Origin of the sequence: Rhizobium sp. M10 (genome assembly GCF_002531955.1) — a bacterium.
Taxonomy (GTDB): Bacteria; Pseudomonadota; Alphaproteobacteria; order Rhizobiales; family Rhizobiaceae; genus Rhizobium; species Rhizobium etli_C.
The window spans coordinates 70,500-92,089 of the sequence record NZ_NWTA01000011.1 but is presented as its reverse complement, the minus strand read 5'-3'; the positions used below and the strand labels follow the sequence as shown (position 1 = coordinate 92,089).

Annotated in this window: 16 protein-coding genes and 1 pseudogene; 5 read left to right on the top strand and 12 right to left on the bottom strand. The window is 63.6% G+C overall.

The features are described 5' to 3' along the window. Positions 1-8: 8 nt before the first annotated feature. The 12 genes and pseudogenes from tssM to tssA all read right to left on the bottom strand — a co-directional run bounded on the left by tssM (position 9) and on the right by tssA (position 16,383). Positions 9-3,485, bottom strand: coding sequence for a type VI secretion system membrane subunit TssM (tssM, locus tag CO671_RS19020; protein WP_097607206.1), 3,477 nt, complete (start codon positions 3,483-3,485; stop codon positions 9-11). Next, a complete protein-coding gene (gene tssL, locus CO671_RS19015) occupies positions 3,482-5,011 on the bottom strand; it encodes a type VI secretion system protein TssL, long form (RefSeq protein WP_097607205.1) in 1,530 nt (509 codons plus the stop codon). Before tssL ends, tssM begins: the two co-directional genes overlap by 4 nt. Beyond that, complete coding sequence (tssK, locus tag CO671_RS19010) at positions 5,008-6,348, bottom strand: type VI secretion system baseplate subunit TssK (RefSeq protein WP_097607204.1); 1,341 nt, start codon at positions 6,346-6,348, stop codon at positions 5,008-5,010. The genes tssL and tssK overlap by 4 nt, the downstream gene beginning before the upstream one ends. Continuing rightward, positions 6,338-7,510 carry an FHA domain-containing protein gene (locus CO671_RS19005; RefSeq protein ID WP_097607203.1) on the bottom strand — a complete coding sequence of 391 codons (1,173 nt, stop codon included), beginning with the start codon at positions 7,508-7,510 and terminating at the stop codon, positions 6,338-6,340. Before CO671_RS19005 ends, tssK begins: the two co-directional genes overlap by 11 nt. A gap of 10 nt (positions 7,511-7,520) precedes the next feature. Next, entirely contained in the window at positions 7,521-8,522 is a 1,002-nt protein-coding gene (gene tssG / locus CO671_RS19000) for a type VI secretion system baseplate subunit TssG (RefSeq protein ID WP_097607202.1), read from the bottom strand. A 20-nt stretch (positions 8,523-8,542) separates the two neighbouring features. Continuing rightward, entirely contained in the window at positions 8,543-10,324 is a 1,782-nt protein-coding gene (gene tssF / locus CO671_RS18995) for a type VI secretion system baseplate subunit TssF (protein WP_097607201.1), read from the bottom strand. Then, a complete protein-coding gene (gene tssE, locus CO671_RS18990) occupies positions 10,317-10,826 on the bottom strand; it encodes a type VI secretion system baseplate subunit TssE (protein ID WP_097607200.1) in 510 nt (169 codons plus the stop codon). Before tssE ends, tssF begins: the two co-directional genes overlap by 8 nt. Beyond that, the gene (locus CO671_RS18985) at positions 10,819-11,649 is read right to left on the bottom strand and encodes a type VI secretion system accessory protein TagJ (RefSeq protein WP_097607199.1); all 831 of its coding nucleotides are present in this window, start codon (positions 11,647-11,649) and stop codon (positions 10,819-10,821) included. Before CO671_RS18985 ends, tssE begins: the two co-directional genes overlap by 8 nt. Next, positions 11,646-13,055 (bottom strand): annotated as a pseudogene (gene tssC / locus CO671_RS18980) (type VI secretion system contractile sheath large subunit); the annotation flags it as partial. The pseudogene tssC (CO671_RS18980) and the gene CO671_RS18985, both read right to left, overlap by 4 nt. 48 nt (positions 13,056-13,103) lie before the next feature. After that, positions 13,104-14,585 carry a type VI secretion system contractile sheath large subunit gene (gene tssC, locus CO671_RS18975; RefSeq protein WP_097581087.1) on the bottom strand — a complete coding sequence of 494 codons (1,482 nt, stop codon included), beginning with the start codon at positions 14,583-14,585 and terminating at the stop codon, positions 13,104-13,106. A gap of 127 nt (positions 14,586-14,712) precedes the next feature. After that, on the bottom strand, positions 14,713-15,237 hold the full coding sequence (gene tssB, locus CO671_RS18970; protein ID WP_097607197.1) for a type VI secretion system contractile sheath small subunit: 525 nt from the start codon (positions 15,235-15,237) through the stop codon (positions 14,713-14,715). Between the two features lie 81 nt (positions 15,238-15,318). Beyond that, positions 15,319-16,383, bottom strand: coding sequence for a type VI secretion system protein TssA (tssA, locus tag CO671_RS18965; RefSeq protein WP_097607196.1), 1,065 nt, complete (start codon positions 16,381-16,383; stop codon positions 15,319-15,321). Positions 16,384-16,614: 231 nt separating this feature from the next. Between tssA and tssH the strand changes: the two genes are divergently transcribed. The 5 genes from tssH to CO671_RS18940 all read left to right on the top strand — a co-directional run bounded on the left by tssH (position 16,615) and on the right by CO671_RS18940 (position 21,576). Continuing rightward, positions 16,615-19,377: a type VI secretion system ATPase TssH gene (tssH, locus tag CO671_RS18960; protein ID WP_097607195.1), complete on the top strand. Its 2,763-nt coding sequence runs from the start codon at positions 16,615-16,617 to the stop codon at positions 19,375-19,377. Between the two features lie 41 nt (positions 19,378-19,418). After that, positions 19,419-19,895 (top strand): type VI secretion system tube protein Hcp, encoded by a 477-nt coding sequence (locus tag CO671_RS18955; protein WP_009990920.1) that lies wholly within the window; start codon positions 19,419-19,421, stop codon positions 19,893-19,895. A 78-nt stretch (positions 19,896-19,973) separates the two neighbouring features. After that, positions 19,974-20,567 carry a hypothetical protein gene (locus CO671_RS18950; protein ID WP_064684017.1) on the top strand — a complete coding sequence of 198 codons (594 nt, stop codon included), beginning with the start codon at positions 19,974-19,976 and terminating at the stop codon, positions 20,565-20,567. A gap of 138 nt (positions 20,568-20,705) precedes the next feature. Further along, on the top strand, positions 20,706-21,059 hold the full coding sequence (locus tag CO671_RS18945; protein ID WP_210201914.1) for a Rap1a/Tai family immunity protein: 354 nt from the start codon (positions 20,706-20,708) through the stop codon (positions 21,057-21,059). A gap of 13 nt (positions 21,060-21,072) precedes the next feature. Next, positions 21,073-21,576, top strand: a complete 504-nt coding sequence (locus CO671_RS18940; RefSeq protein WP_245424999.1) for a T6SS effector amidase Tae4 family protein — start codon at positions 21,073-21,075, stop codon at positions 21,574-21,576. Positions 21,577-21,590: the final 14 nt, after the last annotated feature.

The following is a 21,590-nucleotide window of genomic DNA, read 5'->3' as shown; positions in this document are numbered from 1 at the left end:
CAGCCCGCTCAGAACTGCGCCGGGCATGAGAAGGCGCCGAGCGCCTCCAGCCGGAATGGGTTGAGCACCGAACCGAACTGTACGTCGAACTCCGCTGCCCGGCCGTCCTGCTGGAATTTTGCCCGGAAGAGATCGTCGCCCTGTATGGTGACGCTGGCATCGTCGAACAGCCGGAAGGGCGACCAGTCGCCGTTCTCCGTCAAGGCCTGTTGCCAGCCGCCCGGCTGGAAGGCGATGCGCGAGGCATTGCTCGCTTCCGTCGACGGCCAGGTGATCGATTTCGACTGGATCGGCCCGTGGAAATAGACGACGCGTTCGCCTTCGATCTCCAGCATCACCGCGCTGGCGGCATCGGTCAGCGACACCGGCTTGATGTTGATCGTGATCGACGGGTTCTCGCTGCCGGCCGGGAAGAAGGCGCGGTTGATCTTGTCGGCATTCTCGAACTGGGCGATCGCCGCGCTCGGAATGCTCGCCGCGCCGAAGGTGCCCTTCCAGCCCCATGGCGAAGCGCTGGTATCGACGAAGGCTTCGAGCTTCTCCTTGAAGAAGGTCTTGAACAGTCCCTCGGGTCCGAACAGCCTGACAAAGTCGCTCATCGCCACGTCGCGCGGGGATTTTCGATCGAAGGGATAACGGCCGGCAACGACGTTCGAGCAGAAGCCGGCCCCCTCTGCGGCCCAGGCGTCGGTGATGCGCGAACGGGCGGATTTGACCGCCAGCGATCCGACATCGGCGGCGAGCCCGGCCATCCATGTATCGACCGGCGCCGGCAGCTTGCGGGCCTGTTGCAGCAAGTCCTGGTTGGCGTCGGTCAGCTGGCTGTCGACGTCGAAGACTTTCGCCACTTCGGCGGTGGAGGTCGTCGCCCGCGAAAGCTGCTCCTGTACCCTCTGCAGGATCGGTTGCAGCTGTCCGATCTCCGAGCGCGGCGCCTCCTTCGACTGGTCGGGAAGCGGCGACTGGCCGGCTGGCGCCTTCAACGCCTCTCGCAGATTGCTGAAGGGATCGGGCGCATTGGCGGCACTGCTCAGCGCCGTGGTTGAGTCGGTCAAACTGTCACCGGCAGCCGAGGCGATCTCGGCGCCGGGGCCGCGCAGATCGGTGGCGGCGGCGATCGAGTTCGCGATCGCCTCGACGGGGCCGGGCTTGCCGGCCAGGATGCGGGTGGTCTCCGCCGCGTCGCTGATCGTCTGCGAGGGCTTGACCCTGATATCGGTCAACAGCGTCGACCAGCGTTGATCGAACTTGTCGAAGTAGAGCTGAAGTGTGGCCTGGGCGACGGTGTCGACCGTGACGCCGGCGGGATTGGGATCGCCGCGAACCCATTGCTCGTCGAGCGCCTCGCGCGCGGCCTCGCTGATCTCGGGCAGAACGACGGTGCGGTAGCCGGTCGCGGAAAAAAGGCCGGGAATGCTCTCGCCTAGCGGCGCCTTGGAGGTCCGCTCGAATGCCTGTTCGCCGAGCGGACCGAGCGCGCCGGCCGGGCTCCAGCCGGGAAGGGCGCGGGAGGCGCGGTATTCCGCCAGGATCTCATAGGCGCGGCTGGCGATGTTCTGCGAGCGGATGACGTCGCGCGCCTTGCCGATCAGCGTCTTGTCGAGCTCAATCGGCGGCAGCACGCCGCGCTCCATAGCTCCCGCATGGGTGATCAGCGCGTTACGCGCCGCGGCACGGCCTTCGTCGGGATAGAGCCTGGTGAACATGTCTTCCGCTTCCAGAGAGGCGAAATCCACATTCATCGGGCCGAGCCCGCCAAGCATGCCGTAGAGTTTCAGCGCGTCGAAGGTCCGGGTGACGTCGGTGGTCTCGGTCATCTCCTTCTGGAGCTGCACCAGCATGCGGGGCAGGAGCAGCGTGTTCAGCGCCCGCTGATAGGCTTCGCGCTGGCGGCTCGCGACCTTGCCTTCCTGGTCGAGGCCGAGGCTCACCGGCCAGACGCGGGTCTTGGAAAAATCGGTGCTGACGGCGGCGAGATTGTCGAGCGCCGGCAGGATGCGCAGGAAGTCGGCATCCGAAACGTCGCGCACCGGCACGCCGCGCACCAGCTGCTCATAGGCATCGATGCGTCTTTCGGCGGCGGCGAGCGCCGTGGTGTTCTGGATGTAGGTGGCTGTCCAGCTCGTCAGCACAACGGCAAGCAGCAGCACGGCAGCGGCGTAGGCAGCCCGGCGGAACAGCAGCTGCCGGCCGGAAAGCCGCTTGTCACGCGCGACCAGCGAGGCCTCGCCGAAGATCACCTCCTTGAAGAGGCGCGAGAGAAAATAGCTGCGCCGCGTCCGGGGAACGGCAACCGTCTCGTCTCTCTGCGTGCCGGAGGCGAAATAGATGCCGCGTAAGAGCGGCGCTTCTACCAGTTTCGACCCGGAGCAAAGCTCGGTCACGACCTCCTGCAGGCGCTCTTTCAAAGAGACGAGCTCGGCCGGGAAGCGGAAGATGCGGCCGCGCAGCTCTGGGTTGGGCTCCTGCTGCAGGCGTTCGATCAGCATGGCGTCGACGCGCTGCTGGAGCAGGGTGAATTCCTCCATGAAGCGTTCCGGGAGGTTCACCGCCTTGTAGCTCTCGTCGAGCCCGAAGGTCGTGCCCCAGACCTGCTCGCGATCGCTCTTGTTGAAGCCGTCGAAGAACTCGACGAAGCCGGTCAGGAGATCGGCCTTGGTCAGGAGCAGATAGACCGGCACGCGCGCATGCAGGAGTTCGTCGAGCTCCGACAGCCGCTGGCGGATCGCTCTGATTTCCTCGCGCTGCGCTTCGGCATCGCGGGTCAAAAGATCGCCGATCGACAGCGTCACCAGCGCGCCGTTGATCGGCTGCGACCGGCGATATTTGCGCAACAGGCCGAGAAAGCCTTCCCAGCCGGCCTTGGCGGTGCCGTTCAGATCGTCCTGCGTCGTGTAGCGGCCGGCGGTATCGATGAGGATCGCCTCGTCGGTGAACCACCAATTGCAGTGGCGCGTGCCGCCGATGCCCTGGATCGAATTGCTGCCGAGCGCATCGCCGAGCGGGAATTTGAGGCCGGAATTGCTAAGCGCGGTCGTCTTGCCGGAACCCGGCGCGCCGAAGATCACGTACCAGGGCAGCTCGTAAATATAGCCGAAGCGTCGCTTGGTGATGCGGCGCAGGAGCTGCAGCGCCTCCTTCAGCCGGCCGTGGATCTCGCTGACCTCAGCCTGCTGGCTGGCCGCCGCTTCGGCCTCGGCGTCGCGCTCGATCCCTTCGACGAGTTGCTTGTCGCGGCGGCGGTCGCGGATCACGGTGAAGAGGAGGTAAGCGAGCCAGGCAGCGAGCACGATGCCGATCAGCGTCAGCCGCGCCGAGGCGCTCGCCAGCGGCTTGAAGTCGCCATAGGCGGCGAGATAGCCGTAGAACCAGATGACGACGCAGATCGCCGCCACCCAGATGATCGAGATGAAGCGGCGGCCGAGAAGGCCGGCATAGGCCTCCACATAGGAGCGTAGCGTATAGAAATAACTTAAGGGATTCATCGCGAAGCGCCTCCCGCGGCGGCGGCCGGTGCATTCGGTCTTTCGGCCTCGATCGGCGGTGTCTTGAACCCGGCCTCACTCAGCCGTTCGCTCGGATCGGTCAGCACCAGGATCTCGGTGCGGCGGTTCATCTCCCGGCCCTCCTGCGTGTCGTTGCCGGCGATCGGATCGCTGTCGGCGCGTCCCTCGGTCAGGATCGCGCCCGGCCCGGTGAACGACGCCAGAATTTCGCCGACCGCCTTGGCGCGGGCTTCCGACAGGTGCCAGTTGGATGGGAACTGGATCGTGCGGATCGGCACATTGTCCGTATAGCCCACGACGACGGCGCGGAATTTCTCCGCGGCGAGCGCGCCGCCGATCCGCTGCAGGAGATCGTGGAACTTCTCGCTGACCTCGGCGCTGCCGGTGGCAAACAGGCCGGAATTGCTGATGCGCACCAAGAGCCTGCCGTTCGAATCCGACAGCGTGACGAGTTTCTTCTCGACCTCCGGCTGGAGGAAGGCGAGCAGATTGTCGAGCCGGCTCGGCGGCTTCACCTGCGGCGGCGGAGGCGGCGGCGTTTGCGCGACGACAACAGGCGGAGGGGCGCGCGGCGGCTCCGGCACCTTGACCAGCACGCTTGGCGTCTCGCGCGGCGGCAGCTTGGCAAGGCGCTCGAACGTGCCGTCGGAGGCGCGGTTCAGCGACAGCGTGAAGAACAGGTAGCCGAACGCCAGGATCAGCGTCAGGACGGAAAGCAGCGTCCAAAGGGCGGCGGCGGTGCGCAGCGGCTGGTGCCGGGCGGAAACCCCCTTCCAATGCGGGGAAAGCTCTCGCTCGAAGACCCCGTATTGGCCGAGCAGCGTCTTATAGAGACTGTCGCGGATGCGGGCGAGCTCCAGCGCGCCGCGCGCGGAAACGCGGGTGCGGCCCTCGAAGGCGAGCGACAGGCAGAGGTAGATGAGGAGCAGCAGATCCTTGTTGGCGCCGGGGCTCTGGTGGAAATGGTCGAGCAGGTCGAACACACGTTCGCCGCCGGTCACGTCCATATGGAAGGTGGAAACGAGACCGGAGCGCGCCCAGCCGGCGCGCACGCCCCAGGCTTTGCTGAGCACGACGTCGTCCACCGTCGCGCAGACGACATAATGGGCGGCGCGCGCCCGTTCGGGACTGATGCGCGCGCTCGCGAGATCCCGCTCGTAGCGGCCGACAGCCGCAATCGCCACGGCTCTCAGTTCATCGATATCGGGCTGCTCTTCCGTGTAGCGCAGGCCATGGGCGAGGTTGAGCAGCGGTGCGGCCGAGCGCACCAGGGTCGGCACGTCTTCGGCGCCGAAACGGAAATCCCGCACCAGCGTTTCGACCGATGCTCCGCCCGTTATGGGCGCTGCCGCTGATGCCGTCCCCTTCTCGCCTTCGGGAAAATCGAGAACGTCGTCCAGCATCTCCGCCATCTTGCGGGCGGATTGCTTTTTCTTCACGCCATCCTCGGTGAGTTCGACGATGGTCGGCAGGCTTTGCCAGTTGGAAGCGGGTTCGTTCTTCATTCTCTAAGGGCCCACAGTTCGATTTCGAGCCCGGGGAAATCGCCGGCGAGATGCACAGCGATGGCGCCGGAGGTATCGAGTTGTTTCCAGAGCGGATTCTTGGTGTCGAGTTCGAAGTAGATGGTGCCGGAGCGATAGGGGAGCTGGCGCGGCAGCACCGGCAGCGGCCGTACGGGAATGCCCGGCAGCGCCACGTTGACGAGGTCGGCGATCCGTTCGACCGGGCCGACCTTGATCTGCGCCGGCAGCTTGCGGCGCACGTCCTCGGCCGGCATCTCGGCCCGGACCGCGAGCACGAAGCCGGCATCCCGAAGCAGGGTGCGGTCGTTGATCGTGCCGATCCTGACGCCATGCCGGCGTTCGGCAAGCTCGATCGCGACTGCCGCCTGTTCGAGCACCGAGGAAAGCGATGCGCGCAAATCGTCGAAGACGGCGGCGAAGGTCGCCTTCAGGTCGTCGTGCCGGTAGGGCGGGAAATCGCTCGCCCGCTTGCGTTCGGTCGTGAAGGTGGCGAGTTCGCCGGCGAGCTGGATGCAGTGCTCGTAAAAGACGATCGGGTGGATGCGTGTCGCATTGGCTGAAAGATGCTTCAGCATCGGATCGGCGCGGTTGAGGATCTGCAGGAGCAGGTAATCGCCGACCTCCGCCGTGCCGCGGATGGTGGGATCGCCGATGCGTTCGGCGATGGCTTCGGCGCGATGGCGCACGATGCCGAGAAGTTCGGTGATCAATTCGTTCAGCCGGCCGGCGGCCGTGCAGTTGAGGCTCGGCAGGATGTAGTCGGGATCGAGAATGACAGCCCTGTCGGACCGGACTTCGATGATGCGGGCAAGCCCGATCAGCTCGTAGCCGGCAAGCTCGTCGCCGGTCCGGAGATAACGCAGGCTGAGGCGGCCGACATCGATCGGCGCCATGAAATCGGTTTCGACGTTGGCGTCGGGCGCTTCGTAGGGCGACGCGACGAGACGGACGCTGTTGCGCGCGGCGCCTCCGTTCAATGCCACATCGGCCTTGCCCGGTTGACGGGCGGGAAGCGCCAGATAAACGATCGCATTTTTGGTGTTCTCGTCGAGATCGAGCGGCGGCGGCAGGTCGGCATCGACAGGCGCTTCGAACGGCGTCCCGTCGGGCAACACGCCGCGCAGGTTCGACAGCGCGAACTGCCCGATCGCCAGCGCGCCGCGATCGATGCCGATCTCCGATATCCCCCAGGGATAGGGCGCCAGCCCATGCGTGGCGGTGCGCACGAGCCGTTCGGTCCAGCGGTCCGCCTGCTGAAAATGCTGCACGCGAAGGAACATGCCCTCGCTCCAGGCCACCCGATTCTCATTCCTCATGATGCGCGTCTTGTCCTTCCTGGCTGTCTTGCGGACGAGGCCCTGTATCTCTGCCGTTGATCGCGGCCATCATGGCATCGCGAAAAATGTCTTGGATCGACCGGCTTTTGCCGTCTTTTTCGAATTGCGCCCGGTAGGCCCGCCAGTAGGTCCGGTCCCGACGCCAGGCGCCCGTCTCGACACGCGCTTCCAGGCTGCGCGGCTCCAGCTGGCCCGCCGCCTGGGCGAGAGCGACGAGCGCGGAATTGAGCTTGAGTTGTTGGCCGAGCAGGGTCTCGATGCGGGCGAGCAGTGCCTCCTCCCTGTGAGGGAAGTCCGGCTGGCTGCCGCGGGGCGGTGCATTCATCTCGAAGACGGCATAGGCACTTTCGACCGCCTCCTCGAGCCGGCCGAGCAATGGCTCCAGCCTGTCGGTGAGGGCTGCAGGCCGGCCGATGGTCAGCGCCGCAAAACCTTCGGATTCGGGTTGCGGGTCGTTGTCGTTGACGATGTCGGTCAGCGGCGCGGCCCGGCGCTGGGCGATCGGGGCTGCGACATGGGTGGCGGAGCCGTGTTCCAGATGGCTGCCGTATTCGGTCTCCTCCGAATTCCAGTCTTCCGGCAGAAGCTGGGTCATCATGCGAATCTCCGGGGGGCCGCTCCAGCCGATCTCGACATTGCGGGATGACGCCGCGCCTTTCTTGCCGGCCTGTTCGGAAAGGCTCCAACCATCGGCCGGGCGCTCACCGAGAATGCCGTTTGCGGTATGCCCGCCTGGCGCGATGTCGGCAAGGATCGCGGAAATGGTCAACGGTTCGTCGCTCAAGACGAGCCCGGCATCGGGGTCCTCGATCTCGCGGTCCCTATCGCCGGAGATGTGGACGGAAAAAGCAAGTCCGCCCATCTCCAGCCGCGACCTGTCGGAAAGCCGGGCGATTTGACCTTCATGCACGGCAACGCCGTCGACGCGGGAGCCGTTGGCGCTCTGGTCACGCAACAGGAAGCCGTCGCGGTCGCGCTCGATGATGCAATGAAGTTTCGAAATCGAGCGCCTGTCCCCCGGCAGCTGCCAGTCGCAATCGGGCGCCCGGCCAAGCGTCCGCCGGCCGCGTTCGAAGAACCATTTCGGCCGGCCGGCCGTTGTCGCCGCGTCGCTGGTGATCTCTCTCAGTTCGAGCCGCATCCTCGCCTCCTCACCGCATCTCGGCCGACAGGCGTTCGACGATGATCGCGTCGCCGCTGTCCTTTGCCGCCGGTGCGACCCTCGCCCAGCTGTTCCAGCCGAGACGTGGCGGATCGCCTGCCTGGCCGAGCCGGCAGAAGGGAACGTCGTCCTTCCTCAGCACGACCTGTATATCGAATTCGAGCGCCGAGCCGACATAGAGCCTGGTCAGCGCGAAGAGTTCGGTGATGGCCCGTCCGCCCGGCGCAAGCGTGAGATAATCGGCATAACCGAGCGGGCCGATGACGACGCGAAAGCCGCCGCTGAAATCGTGGACGGCCGCACCGGCCGTGGCGTTGACCCCGAGCTGCACGCCCTGCGGCTGGCCCATCCGGCTGCGCTCTTCCGGCGGAATGCTCAGCCAGCGGCCGCGGAACAGTTCGATCTCCACCGGCAGGCCGCTGAATTCGGTCAGCATGGCGCGGAGGTTGGCGGTATTGCGGTTGCGCGCCGCGAAGAAACCGGAAAAGCGCAGGATCAACTCCTCGTCGACGCCGCTCTTTTCGACGAGCCGCTTGGTGCCGAAACCGGTGAGCGCGAGCAGCGTGGTGACGAAGGCGTTGCTTGCCGAAGCACCACCCCAGCGCAGGCGCCTCGCAATCCGGTATTTCTCACAGGCGTCGGCGAAGAGCTCCGCCATGCGCGCGCCGAACAGATCGAAAAAGCTCGCCAACCCCCGCGACCGGTTGCGCTCCTCGCGCATGACGAGTTCGTTATAGGCCGATGGCATGGAGCCGAGCGCGCCGACGAGGCCGGCAAGCGCGCTGCGCACGGTGGCGCGGCCGGCCTTGCTCTTATATCCGCTGATCGCAAGCGGCGCCGGTGAGACGCCGACATGGGAGGCGACGTCAAGCCGTCCTTCGCCCACCGACGCCTGCGCGACACGAAACGCCGTCACCGGCTCGAAGCGGCCGGGGTCGCGTTCGAGCAGGTCGGTAAGCGCGTCTGGCTTGCTGGCGGCTTGCATGTCCATGATCGACTGGCGGTCCTTTCTCAGAGAAGCGGGCGTTCGGCGGCGCGCGCCGGCCAGCGGGCGATCGGTCTCGACTGTCCCTTCATGCCGACAGTGAGCCGGGTGAAGCTGTTGACCGAGGTGTAGAGGCTGAAGAAGCGGTCGAGCACGCTGCCGAACAGGAAGGCCGACGGCCGGTCGATGGCGGCCGGATCGAATTCCAGCGCGATCTCGGTGCCGGGCACCATGCCGCCGCTGCCGAGACGGGCGGTCGAATTGGCGGCTTTGATCCTGACCAGCGCATCGGCGAACTGCTTGGTCTCGGGGCTATCGCGGAAGGCGTAGAGCGACAGGATGTCCTTCAATGCGGCACCCTCATTGTCGAACAGCGACAGATGATTGAGGAGGAGATGCGACATCAGTCGCCAGTTCCGGCCATCCTGATCGTTCATTCTGACCGACGGTGTCGGCGGGATCAGCGCCTCGACGCCTGCGACCGCTTCATGGCCGGAGGCGAGCTGCAGCAAGGGGTGGCCGCCGCCGAAGGGAAGCTGTTCCGGCAGGTCGCGGTTGAGGCAGAGCGTATCGACGCTCGCCACCGCATCGACCGGACCGGCCGACCGGCGCTGCCGGTCGACGAAGGCGATATCCATATCGCTGGTCCTGTCGTCTTCGTCGAAACGGCGAGAGGCCTGCCAGTAGGTCGCGCTCGCGCCTGCCCGTTGCGATCGTCCGAAGAAGGGCTGGCAGAATTCCTCCTGGCCGCGCGAGCCGGTCAGCAGCACGCGGTCGATCGAGTAAATCTCGCGGGTCTTCTGACGCCGCGCATCCGGCAGCAGACGGTATTCCGTGCGGGTGCCATCGATGGCGATCGGTTCGCAGAGCTGGCGAAACAAGTTGACGACAGGCGTGGCGTTGAGCGCGAAGTCGCGGGCCGAAACCGCCCGCTCCAGCTTCGCGTCGCTTTCCTTGAGGTAAACGAAGAGTTCCAGCGTTTCTCCTCGCCAGGACTCGAGCCCTTCGATATCGAGAAAAAGGAATTTCCGCGGCAGAGCGAAAAATTCGGTGAGCAGCCGGTAGCCGATGAAGCTCGGCGCGGGGTAGGGCAGCATGGCCTGTTCCGGCTCGAAGCCGACGGGTTTCAGGTTCCCTGCCGGCAGGAAGATCGGCGAACGGTCGTCTGCATGTTTGGCAAGCGCGATGCCGAGCGTGTGGTTGGCAAGCAGTTCGTAAATCGCCACGGCCTGCTGCCAGGCAGAGGGAATATGCAGGCGCAGCCGGCTCAGGCCGAGGCTGCCCAGAGGCTTGCGGGCATCGAGAGAGCGGATGGACAGCCTGAGGCAACCGGCAACGCCGGCATAGGACGAAAGCGGTGCATTGATCGGCTGGCCGGAAAGCGCAGCACCCGCGATCTCGATCGGCGCCATCTCGACGTCCTGCGTGGTGCGGAAGCGGCAGGCCTCGCCTCTCACCGGCTCGGCAAGCACCTCCGTGTGGCGGGGCACGGTCTGGACGGAGGCGAGCGTGTCGCTTGGGCGGAACTTGACGATGCTCATCGAGGGCAGGGGTGCGAGATAATGCGGATAGAGCGTTTCAAGCAGGCCATCGGTCAGTTCGGGAAATTCGTCGTCGAGCTTCTGACGCACGCGCGCCGCCGAATAGGCGAAACTCTGGATCAGGCGTTCCACATGCGGGTCGTCGGCGACGTCGCCGGTCATGCGCAGGCGTCCGGCGATCTTGGGGAAAGCGTCGGCAAACCGCGCGGCCCGGCGCCGCAGTGCCAGCAATTCCTCATTGTAACGGTGCAGGAAACCTTCAGCCATGCGCCGCCTCCACGAGGACACGCTGGGTCGACGGATCGATGGTCGATTCGAAGCTGATCGGCGGCATGCCCTCATGCAGACGGAAGGTCGCCTGGATGCGCATGCGCAACGCCCGCTCGGTCATCGTCCGGCTTTTCAGGATCGTCACCCTGATATCGGCAAGCCGCGTCTCGAACAGCGCAACCCGCCGCTCGATCGCTTCCGCCAGCTTGAGCTTCGCCTGGTCGGTCATCAGATTTGCCGAGACGATGCCGTCGACGCCGTAGCTCACCAGCGCGTCCCGCAATTCGGAAAGGGCCGTCGGCGGTGTCGTCGGGCAGCGCCGCGTATTGAGCAGCGCTTCGAGATCGCGGCGGATCGCCTCCCTGACCTCGCGGACCTGGTCGACGAAGCTCATCGGTGGATCGGCGGCGCGATCCGGAGCCTCGTCGATCAGCCGGTCGAGGATCGAGCGGGACAGGACGCGGTCGCGCAGCCGGTAGCGTTCGAGCGGATCAGCCATGCGCGACCTGCCTGCCGGCAGCGCTTGCCGGCACGATCTCCAGACTTTGGGTGTCATGGAAGGAGACGAGTTCGTCGCCGGCGAGGAAGCAGCGCTGGCCGCGGCCGGTGGTGATGCCGCTCGCTTCCTCGACCCATTCGGTTTCGCGTCCGAGCCTGAGCGCCGCATCCTTGCCGGTGCCATGATAAACCGCCGGCAGAAGCACCGAGGCAGCGGCGCCGTCGATCAGCGTCAATTCGGCGCGACGGAAGGCGAGATCTCGCGGCCGGGCAATCGGCTCGATCGACAGGGCTGATATCTTGGCGAAGTCGATCCAGAGATAGCCGCCGCCGGTCATGATGACTTCGAGCGCGTGTGGCGTGCGATCGTCGAGGTCGCGGAAATCGGAGACCGCCCTGTCGTTCCAGATAAGCGGGCGCTCGCTTCTGAGTTCGTCGAGCGCAGCGAGCGCGGTCTTCGCCGCCTCGGCATCGCCATCACGATGGGCGATGCCGAGGCGGACGGCGAGCTTATCGAGTTCGCTCGGTCCCTGCGGAAACTCCGGCACGCCGCCGCTCGCAAACCAGGCGTCGCGCGCGGCCATCGCCCGAAGCTCGTTGCGCAGCAAGGCGAAACCCATCGTCGCGTCGGGCGAGAGGGTGGCGGCAAGGCTGCACTGATTGTCGGCCCGCTCATATTCTCCGGCAAGAACGAGAAGATCGATATAGAGATGCCGCGCCTCCTGATCCGAGGGTTTGCCCTTCAGATGCGCCTTGACCTCCTCGAGCGCGTCCTCGAGGGCGTTGTCGCTGAGCGATCGGGCGATGCTGGCGGAAAGCGTCATGCGGACATCCTCTCGGGTATGGCGACCGGGCGGCTCAGAATCTGGCCGGTGGTTGCGGTCTCGGCGATAAGGTGGAAGCTGGTGGCAACGTCATCGAGCTGGAAATGCGGCTGTAGCCGGACGGTACAGGAGAAGCTGCCGGGCTTGCCCGGAATTTCGGCGACGCCGATGCCGGCCGAGCGCAGCGGGAAACGGGTGCGCAGCGCGATATCGGCATCATCGTTGCCGAGCGTATAGGCGGTCAGCCAGTCCATGAGCTTGCGCTCGATCGAGATCGCATCGGAGAGCTGGCCGATTTCGTCGCGCATGATGACCTTGAGATAATGCGCGAAGCGCGAGGCGCAGAGCACATATTGCAGCATGGCGGCGAGGCGGGCGTTCTGGCGTGCATGCTCGTTGGAATAATGCGGCGGTGCATGCAGCGACTGATTGGAATTGAAGATCGCCGAAGAGGAGAGATAGGTGGTCGCGGCAGGGATGATGCCGAGATCGCACAGCTGCTGCTCCTGGCCGCTGGTCAGCTGGATTTCGACCGGCGCCTGGGCGGAAAGCCCGTTGCTCTCCGTGCCGAAATCATAAGGCGGCAATTCGCCTGCACTCAGCAAGCCGCCGTCGACGGCATCCTGCGTGACGCCGCGGATCTCCGCAAACCAGCCGGACGCGATGAAATTGCGAATGACGACGGTCGCAAAGGCGAAAGCGGCATTGCCCCAGAGCAGCGAACTGCCGTCGGCAGCAATGCTTTCGCGGAAGGGAAAGCCGTCATTGCGATCGCGCGTATGCGGCGCAAGCGGCGAGCGCATCAGGATGCGTGGCGCGACGAGCCCGAGGAACCGCGAATCTTCTCGGGCGCGCAGACCGTTCCAGCGGATGCGGTCCGTCTCCGTGGCAAGCCAGGAAAAGTCGTTGACCCGGTTCAGCTCGTGAAAGTCTTCCAGCCCGATCGAGAGCGGCGCCGCACCCGCGACGAAGGGGCAGAAGGCGGCAGCCGCCACCATGCCGATCTGCGACAGCGTGCTGACCGGATCGCCGTCGACGGGATCGTGGGGAGACAGATGATAGTCGCCGACCAGCATGCCGAAGGGTTCGCCGCCCGGCATGCCGAACTCGCGGCTGTAGATCAGTTCGAAGAGGTGGCTCTGGTCGAAATCGCTGGCACGCTCCATGCTGCGCGCGAGCTCACGCCAGCTGACGCTGAGAAGCTTGACCTTCACCTCGCCGCTGCGGCTTGCCTCGCGCACGAGCATGGCAAGGCCACGCCATCTCGCCTCCATCGCCTGAAAATCGGGATGGTGGAGGATGGCATTGACTTGCCGGTTCAGCGCCTCGTCGATCAGCGTAATCAGCTGATCCGCCCGGCGCCGCCATTCAGTGCTGGAACCCATCGTCGACCTGACCAAATGTTTCGCAAGAGCTTGGCGCGGCGGAAACCGCCGCGCCGGAGCCTGATTTCATCAGTTCTTCGAAGGAATCCGGGCGACCATGCGCAGCGAGGTCGTCAATTCCTCCATCTGCAGCCACGGACGCATCCAGGCGACGGCGTTGTAAGCGCCCGGCCTGCCGGGGATTTCCTGGACGGTGACCTTTGCCTCGCGCAGCGGATATTTCGCCCGCGACTCCTCGCCGGCGTCGTCATTGGCGTTGACATAGTTGGAGATCCAGCGGTTGAGCCAGGCCTCACAATCCTCCGCTTCCATGAAGGAGCCGATCTTATCGCGGCCCATGACCTTGAGGTAGTGGGCAAAGCGCGAGGTCGCCATCATATAGGGCAGACGGGCGGAAACGGCCGCATTGGCGGTCGCCTCGGGCCGGTCGTAGAGCTTCGGCTTGTGCGCCGTCTGCGCCCCGAAGAACACCGCATAATCCGTATTCTTGTAGTGGCAGAGCGGCAGGAAGCCGAGCTTGCCGAGTTCGGCGTCGCGGCGATCGGTGATGCCGACTTCCGTCGGGCATTTCAGGTCGAGATCGCCATCATCGCTGGAGAAGATATGCATCGGCAGGCCCTCGACCTTGCCGCCGTTTTCGGCGCCGCGAATGGCGGTGCACCAGCCGTTCTTGGCGAAGGCTTCGGTCAGCCGCGTGCCCATCACATAGGCCGCGTTCATCCAGCAATAGGAGCCGTGCGGCAGTTCGCCGGTTTTGGAGCCGCCGGTCTCGTCGAAATTGAACTCCTCGATCGGGCTGGTCTTCGGGCCGTAGGGCATGCGGGCGAGCACACGCGGCATGGCGAGCGTCACGAAGCGGGAATCATCGCTGTCGCGCAGGCTACGCCACTTGGCGTATTCGACCGTCTCGAAGATCTTTTCCAGATCGCGCGGTTTTGCCAGCTCGCGGAAATCCTCGAAGCCGAACATGCGGGGGCTGGCCGCCGAGATGAACGGGGCGAAGGCGGCGGCGGCGATCATCGAGACGCCTTGCAGAAGCTGGACGTCGTCGAAGGAATTGTCGAATTCGTAGTCGCCGATCAGCGCGCCCATCGGTTCGCCGCCGGGGGTGCCGAACTCGTCTTCGTAGACGGACTTGAAGAGCCTGGACTGGTCGAATTCGACGGCCTTGGCAAGATCCTTGGCGACGTCTCGCTTGGAGGCGTTGAGCACGCGGATCTTCAGGTTGGCGCTGGTCTCGGTATTCTTGACCAGATAATGCAGGCCGCGCCAGGCGCCTTCGAGCTTGGTAAATTCCGGCGACTGCATGATCGCCGCGAGCTGGCTCGAGATCGCCTTGTCGATCTCGGCAATGGCGTTGTTCAAGGTGATCGTCAGGTTACGATCATAGGTGACGGTGCCCTTCAGGGCTTGGTCGGTGAGGGTGCGCAATAGGTCCTGCGCACGGTCGGGCTCGGTCTGGCGGGTTGCCGCAACGACCTTCGAGAGCAGGTTCTCATCGGGTGCGAAGCCTACGTCTTCCTTTGTCTGCAATTGCGTTTCGGCGGTCATCTAACGATCCTTTTTTGCGAAAGCGGCGGCCCTCGGGCTGTGAGGGGTTCCCTTCAAAGGGGCCGCTGCCGGACAACGACTCTTCAGGAATTCGCGCGGGCCGCGATCGGCCCGCGATCCCAGGCACTCAGTTCAGAACGTCCTTCGCCTCTCCGGCTTTGCCGCCGCCAAGCTGGGCCACCAGCTGCGAGAGATCGGCCTTGTTCTGCAGGATGTCCTCGAGCAGACGCTCGAGTTCCTCGGAGCGGTCCGCCTTGCTCATCAGGTCGCGTAGCTGGTTGCGGGCGTTGAGCAGGGCCTTCAGCGCTGGCACCTGATCGACGACCGCGCCGGGTTCGAAATCGGCCATGCTTTCGAATTTCAGCGAAACCGGCAGCTCCGTTCCGTTCTTTTCCAGGGTGTTCTCGACCGAGAGCGTGAGGCCCGGAGTCATGCGGCGCATGACGTCGTCGAAATTGTCGCGGTCGATCTGGACGAACTTGCGCTCGCCGAAAGCCTTGAGCGGCTGGGTGGGATTGCCGGAGAAGTCGCCGAGCACGCCGACGACAAAAGGCAGCTCCTTCACCACCATCGCGCCTTCGGTTTCCACTTCGTATTTGATATGGACCCGCGGCTTGCGAACCCGTTCCAGTTTCTCATGTACACTTGCCATCGAGGCTCTCCTTCGTCTCATCGGCGGATTACGAATTGCGGATGCTCCAGATTGCGGCCGGGCAAGCCCGACCTCAGGCCGCTAGCCTCCCTTGTCGGTTGCGGGCTGTATGCCGGCCGCCGTCAGCACTGCATTGCGCGTGTGCTGCTCAGGCAGGAGCTCGGCAAGAAGCTCGGAAAAATCCATGCGGCCGCGACGCACCAGCGTCTCGATCGACATGGAGATCGGTGAATGGGGTTCGGTACGACGGAAATAGCGCGCAACGGCAGCGAGCAGTTCGAAGGCCTCTTCGCGTGAACGAATCATCTCCGCGCCGGCGGGCCGCATGCGGACGGCCTCGGACTCACCGATATCGGCTGCCGGCAGCGGCTCTAAGCCTTGCGAGGGAGGGGTTTCGGATATGGCTGAGGGAGCCTCGATGCCGGCGAGCATCCGGATTGCAGATGCCGCTTCTTGCAAAGCATTGCGTGTATTCGAACTCGGCGGCGCCTGGTCCCCGCAATGTATGTCAAGTATTTCGATCATGCGATCGAAAGCGGCGATGCACTCCGTCACCACGCTGAGATGGGCTGACATTTGAGCGACACCGGCTTCTGCCGCCGCCTGCTGCAATTCCTTGCGCCGCTCGGCTTCGTTCGACCGCTGCGAAAGCTGGAAATCCCAGAGCGAAAATTGTGCGAATTTTCCGTCCGGGATCAACGAAGTCAAACGAATAGCCTGGATAAGCGTGCCTTCGCCGCCGACGCCGTTAAGACCTGCAAAAGGAGCGAACCGCTCCTCGAAATCGCTGTCTCCGATTGAGTGCAAAGTGTCGAAATGCTTGTCCAAAAGCGACGCGGTTGCAACGTAGACGTCGCGCAATCCTGAGAAGCCGCGCAGCCGCAGCTGCGCTTCCGCAAGCCAGGCCAATACTTCTATGTCTTTGCTGCGGGAAGAAAGGATCTGCAATCCAAGATTGCTAACATCGTGCCAGGCGGGTGCAAGTGTAATAACGTCACCCGGGGAAATACTACGTTCGGCTGTACGTGCGGCGTTTCTGGCATCTTTAATTCTATAGTATATTTCACGTGATGCAGTATTAATCCGCACGTTTTCTCCGCACGGATAATTTTCTTCAAGTGGATCTATGATTTCTCTGACATTCACGCTGTTAAATACCTCAAAAATCAAAACATACCGCGGCGGTCCAACATTTTGTGCGGCTTGTATTGGCTTGTCAACCATCTCTCGATAATGACGGATTTATGACGTCTTCCAGATATGCTCATTTCTAAAAATAGAGTCGTTTTTCTTCTGGACAAGGGTTTATGAGCGCCCTAGTTGTTGCTTCGCATCAAGAGGACGCACTGAATTTCGTCGAATAAACGGGACTTGCGGATGTCGAATATCGATCTCAATCGTCTGATAAGAACGCTTGAGCCCAATTTACGTGTCGGTCTTGAGACAGCGGCTTCGCTCGCTGTGCGCCATCAGCATGCTGTCGTGGATGTCGCTCACTGGCTTCGCTCCCTTCTTGATATTGCGGCGTTTTCGGCCGTTTTCGAGGAGCTCAAGCTCTCCTCGGAAATGCTGAGAACGGAGCTGGACGCGGCGATCGCCGATATTCCGCGGGAGGACGGCGCAGCGCTGGCGCTCTCCCCCAATCTGCTGGCCCTTGGCCGGGAATCCTTCCTGGTTGCATCGCTGCAGTGCGGCCGTAATGTCGTGCTGCTGGCCGATCTGCTCGCCGCCCTGACCGGCGATTCGGCATTGCGGGTGGTTGTGCGCGGTATCGCCCCCTCGATACGCAATCTCGACCGGGCAATGCTCGACAAATTGCTGGAGAAGGCGGCCTCTGGCCCGTCGGACCAGCTTTCCGTGCCCGCCGCGACATCGGCGGGCAATGAATTTCTGCGGCTCTATACGCACGACATGACGGCCGACGCCCGCGCGGGCCGCATCGATCCGGTCATCGGCCGCGACGCTGAGTTGCGGCAGCTGATCGATATCCTGACGCGCCGCCGACAGAACAATCCGATCCTCGTCGGCGAGGCGGGTGTCGGCAAGACCGCGGTGGCCGAAGCGCTCGCACTGGAGATCGCCGCCGGCAATGTTCCGGCCCGGCTGAAGGATGTGAAGCTGCTGCTGCTGGATCTGAGCCTTCTGCAGGCCGGCGCCGGCGTCAAAGGCGAGTTCGAACGGCGCCTGCATGGCGTGGTCGACGCGGTAAAGACGTCGCCGGAGCCGATCATTCTGTTCATTGACGAGGCGCACGGGCTGATCGGCGCCGGCGGACAGGCAGGGCAAGGCGATGCCGCAAATATCCTGAAACCGGCTTTGGCGCGGGGAGAACTCAGGACGATCGCGGCAACGACCTGGAGCGAATACAAGCGCTTCATCGAGAAAGATGCGGCCCTTACCCGCCGCTTCCAGACCGTGCATGTCCGCGAGCCGGACGAAGAGGCCGCAATCCGGATGCTGCGCGGCGTGGCGCAAAGCCTGAAAACCCATCACAAGGTGCGCATTCGCGACGAGGCGATCGTCGCCGCCGTCCGCCTTTCGGCGCGATATCTGCCGGACCGGCAGCTTCCCGATAAGGCGATCAGCCTGATCGACACGGCTGCCGCCGCCGTGGCGCTGGCCCGCCAGACGAGGCCGGAGGCTTTGAAACAGCTTACCGACGAGCGCGATCTCCTGGAAACGGAGGCGAACTGGCTTGCGCGAGAACCCGAGACACCGGAAAAGGCCGCCCGGCTTGGCGAAATCGCCGGCAAGCAGCAGGAGATCGTTGCGGAGATCGAAGCGCTCCGGGCGCGATTCGAGGAAGAAAACCGGCTCGTCCGGGAGGCCGACCGGCTGGAGGAATTCTTCTCGCCGGACGACGCCATCGTCCCGTTGGCGGCGGCGGACAGTGGCGGCGACGGCACGAATGTCGCGCCTTTCCCGCCGCAGGCCATGACGGTGGAAGCCGCGCGCGCCGCATTTGCCGTGACCGAACGGACACTCGCGGCGGTGGCGGATCAAACGGCCCTGCTGCCGCGCGTTGTCGACAAGGAAGTCGTTGCCGCTATCGTGGCCCGCTGGACCGGAATTCCTGTCGGCAAGCTGTTGGCGGACCAGATCGAAACCGTCAAGACGCTGGATGCCCGCCTGAAGGAGAGGGTGCTCGGCCAGGACGCTGCGATCGAACGCATCGCTTCGGCCATGCGGGCCTCGCGCGCCGGACTTTCCGATCCGCGCCGGCCGCCGGCCGTCTTCCTGCTCGTCGGCATGTCCGGCACCGGCAAGACCGAGACGGCGCTGTCGCTTGCCGACATGCTCTATGGCGGCAGCCGCTATCTGACGACCATCAACATGTCCGAGTTCAAGGAGGAGCATAAGATTTCCATGCTTCTCGGCTCACCGCCCGGTTACGTCGGTTATGGCGAAGGCGGCGTGCTGACCGAGGCGGTGAGGCGCAGGCCCTATGGGGTGCTGCTGCTCGACGAGATCGACAAGGCTCATCCCGGCGTTCAGGAAATCTTCTACCAGGTGTTCGACAAGGGAACGCTGCGTGACGGCGAAGGCCGCGACATCGATTTCAAGAACACCACCATCGTCATGACCGCCAATACCGGTTCGGAAATGATCGCAGCACTTGCCGCCGATCCCGAGACGATGCCGGAGGCGGAAGCGCTGGAAGCGATGCTGCTGCCGGAATTGCAGAAGCATTTCAAGCCGGCCTTCCTCGGCCGCACCACCGTGCTGCCCTTCATGCCGCTCGGGCCCGAGACGCTGTCGGGCATTGTCGATATCCAGATCGGCCGTATCCGCGAGCGGGTTGCCGCCACTTACGGGACCACGCTTTCATTGTCGCCGGCAGCCCGCGACGCGCTGATTTCGCGCGCCCGCACGAGCGAGATGGGCGCCCGCGCGATCGAGGTCATGATCGCGCGCGACCTCCTGCCTGTTCTTTCGACGTTTTTCCTCGATGCCGTCGCGGCCGGGAAGAAAATTACGGGGATCACCATCGGTTACGATGGGCAACGCTTCGGCCTCGATGCCGAAGAGGCCGCCCCACAGGAATTCGGCACGCCGGGGGAAAGCCGGTTGTCGGATGAAGTAGCCCCGAGCCGCAAACGCACTCGGGGAGCAGGAAGAAGAAAGGCGACTACGCCTTAGACGCAACTAGGCACTCAACCGCCAATAGGAGAGCTTACAGAATGCCGATTTATCTTCAGATCGACGGGATCCAGGGCGATGCGACCCACGAGCAGCATCGCAAGTGGATGGATATCGAAGCCATCCACTGGAACGTGTCCCGCAACATGAACACCTCCGCTGGTTCGGCGGCCAACCGCGAAGCTTCCGAGCCGACCGTTTCGGAAGTGATCCTCACCAAGGTCAGCGACTCCTCGTCGACCAAGCTCTTCCAGGAGGCCTGCTCGGGCCGCACCGGCAAGCGCTCGGTCATCCATCTCGTCACCACGGGCAATCCCGGCGACACCTATATCGAGTACTCGCTCGAGAACACGCTGATCGCCAGCTATTCGATCGATTCCAACGGCGACCGCCCGGTCGAAACGATCAAGCTGAACTTCACCAAGATGGAAGTGAAGTACACGCCTTACGATGACAAGCACTCGCCGCAGTCGCCGATGATCGCTTCCTACGATCTGGCGACCACCAAGGCTGCTTAATATCCGACTGGAGCGGGCGCCTTTCACAATGGCGTCCGCTCACTTCATTGTCGTCGCGGGCTGAAGGAAGTCTTTCCCATGAGCGGATTGGACATCGATAATGTCAAACTGACGAACTACCATCTTATCGTCGAGGAAGTCTTCGACGAAAGTGTTTTCGGCATGGTGGCGCCCAGCTTCAAAATTAAGGGTGTCAAGGGGATAGGCACCAGTCATCTTCAGGTGATGCGCAGCGTCTACACGCTTGCGATCGGCGAAGATGTTTATTTCAAGGGTAGCAAACTGCAGGGTTCGCCGGGCGTGAGGGAGCTGCTATCGGAATTCTTTGAATCCGGAACGCAGCTGACGACCCGTCCAAACGGCCGCACGACGGTGATGCACCGCTATCTCGGCAAGAAGAACATCTTCACAGCTAAGGCGCTGGAGCACTACAAGACCTCCGTCACGTTGAATTTCCTTCGCATCTACGGCGAGGATCCGGCGCCGACGCGTCTGCTCTACGGCAATCCGGCGGTGACTTTCATCCAGAAGACCGGGGAACGGCCGATGGCAGCGGCCTATTTCAACGGCAACAACAATCGGTTGGAACTTCTTCACTATTTCGATCGGCGCACCCTTGTCGACGGCTTCCTGAAACGCTTCTCGGAAGCATCTGCTGAGGCCGTAGGCTAAGAGGGTCTCTATCGATGAACGATATGTCGTCGGCAATCTGAACTCTTTGATTTTGTGAGCTAGTGGATGAAGTCTTCGCCCGGCAATGGCCGTAATTTGCGCAATGCGTGGAAGCGAGATAGCTGGATGGGCCCTGTTATGGCCATCCTGCTGCTTGTCGGCGCCGTGCCCGTCCAAGCGCAGCAGTCCGATATCTGGCGGATGAGCAACCAGCAGCTCCTGGAAGCGCTCAAGGGCGATGCCGCGCCGGAAATCACGAATCCGGAACTTCGCCGGCAAATCTCGTACGAGCGTGGCGCGGCCTATGTGGCCGGCGTTGCCGATGCGACAGATGGAAAGACCTGGTGCATTGAAGGCGGTGTCCTCATTCACGAGCTGACGGACCGCGTCTTCAGCCATCTGCAAACACTGGCGCCGGAGGCTCTGCCGCAGAATGCTGCGATCTCTGTGTCCGCCGCCCTCAGCAAATCCTTTCCCTGCAAAGAAAAATGATTTTGGAGCCGACATGATCAACGTAGCCTTCGATGAGCTTTACGCCAATTATCCGAGCAGCACCACATATCGGCCTAACTATGTCAGTCAGCAGGATCTTTTTCGCGAAATTGGTTGGGACGCGCTTCTGAACAATCCGCTCTACGCGAATACCTGCGCCGTGCGCGTCAGCCTCGCCTTCGTGAGGTCCGGCATCAAGATCTCCCCGAAATCCCATAATATCCTCAAGGGCCCCCACGCCAACAAGGGCCTGGAGGTCTCCATGCGCCGGCTCGCCGATCTCTTGGCGACCACGCGGTATCTCGGCAACTACGAATCCTACACCTCCAAGACGGCGCAATCCGGCATTGGAGCCCGCAAGGGCGTCGTCGCCTTCAACGGCGTACCCGGTTACAGGGGTGGCGGGCATATCGATCTGGTCATCGGGGCCGCCGACGCGGCTCAGTGCGCCTCTTCCTGCTACTACCAATCCCAGTCGATCTGGTTCTGGCCGCTCCTGTCGAGCCGCACGTCCTAAGGTTTGAGGTCAAC

Excerpts from the sequence above, each read along its gene's own strand:
- CO671_RS19005 (WP_097607203.1), bottom strand. The coding sequence starts at position 7,510 with ATGCGGCTCGAACTGAGAGAGATCACCAGCGACGCGGCGACAACGGCC.
- tssL (WP_097607205.1), bottom strand. The coding sequence starts at position 5,011 with ATGAAGAACGAACCCGCTTCCAACTGGCAAAGCCTGCCGACCATCGTC.
- CO671_RS18985 (WP_097607199.1), bottom strand. The coding sequence starts at position 11,649 with ATGACGCTTTCCGCCAGCATCGCCCGATCGCTCAGCGACAACGCCCTC.
- tssE (WP_097607200.1), bottom strand. The coding sequence starts at position 10,826 with ATGGCTGATCCGCTCGAACGCTACCGGCTGCGCGACCGCGTCCTGTCC.
- tssH (WP_097607195.1), top strand. The coding sequence starts at position 16,615 with ATGTCGAATATCGATCTCAATCGTCTGATAAGAACGCTTGAGCCCAAT.
- tssF (WP_097607201.1), bottom strand. The coding sequence starts at position 10,324 with ATGGCTGAAGGTTTCCTGCACCGTTACAATGAGGAATTGCTGGCACTG.
- tssB (WP_097607197.1), bottom strand. The coding sequence starts at position 15,237 with ATGGCAAGTGTACATGAGAAACTGGAACGGGTTCGCAAGCCGCGGGTC.
- tssC (WP_097581087.1), bottom strand. The coding sequence starts at position 14,585 with ATGACCGCCGAAACGCAATTGCAGACAAAGGAAGACGTAGGCTTCGCA.
- CO671_RS18950 (WP_064684017.1), top strand. The coding sequence starts at position 19,974 with ATGAGCGGATTGGACATCGATAATGTCAAACTGACGAACTACCATCTT.
- CO671_RS18945 (WP_210201914.1), top strand. The coding sequence starts at position 20,706 with ATGGCCATCCTGCTGCTTGTCGGCGCCGTGCCCGTCCAAGCGCAGCAG.
- tssM (WP_097607206.1), bottom strand. The coding sequence starts at position 3,485 with ATGAATCCCTTAAGTTATTTCTATACGCTACGCTCCTATGTGGAGGCC.
- CO671_RS18955 (WP_009990920.1), top strand. The coding sequence starts at position 19,419 with ATGCCGATTTATCTTCAGATCGACGGGATCCAGGGCGATGCGACCCAC.
- tssK (WP_097607204.1), bottom strand. The coding sequence starts at position 6,348 with ATGAGGAATGAGAATCGGGTGGCCTGGAGCGAGGGCATGTTCCTTCGC.
- CO671_RS18940 (WP_245424999.1), top strand. The coding sequence starts at position 21,073 with ATGATCAACGTAGCCTTCGATGAGCTTTACGCCAATTATCCGAGCAGC.
- tssG (WP_097607202.1), bottom strand. The coding sequence starts at position 8,522 with ATGGACATGCAAGCCGCCAGCAAGCCAGACGCGCTTACCGACCTGCTC.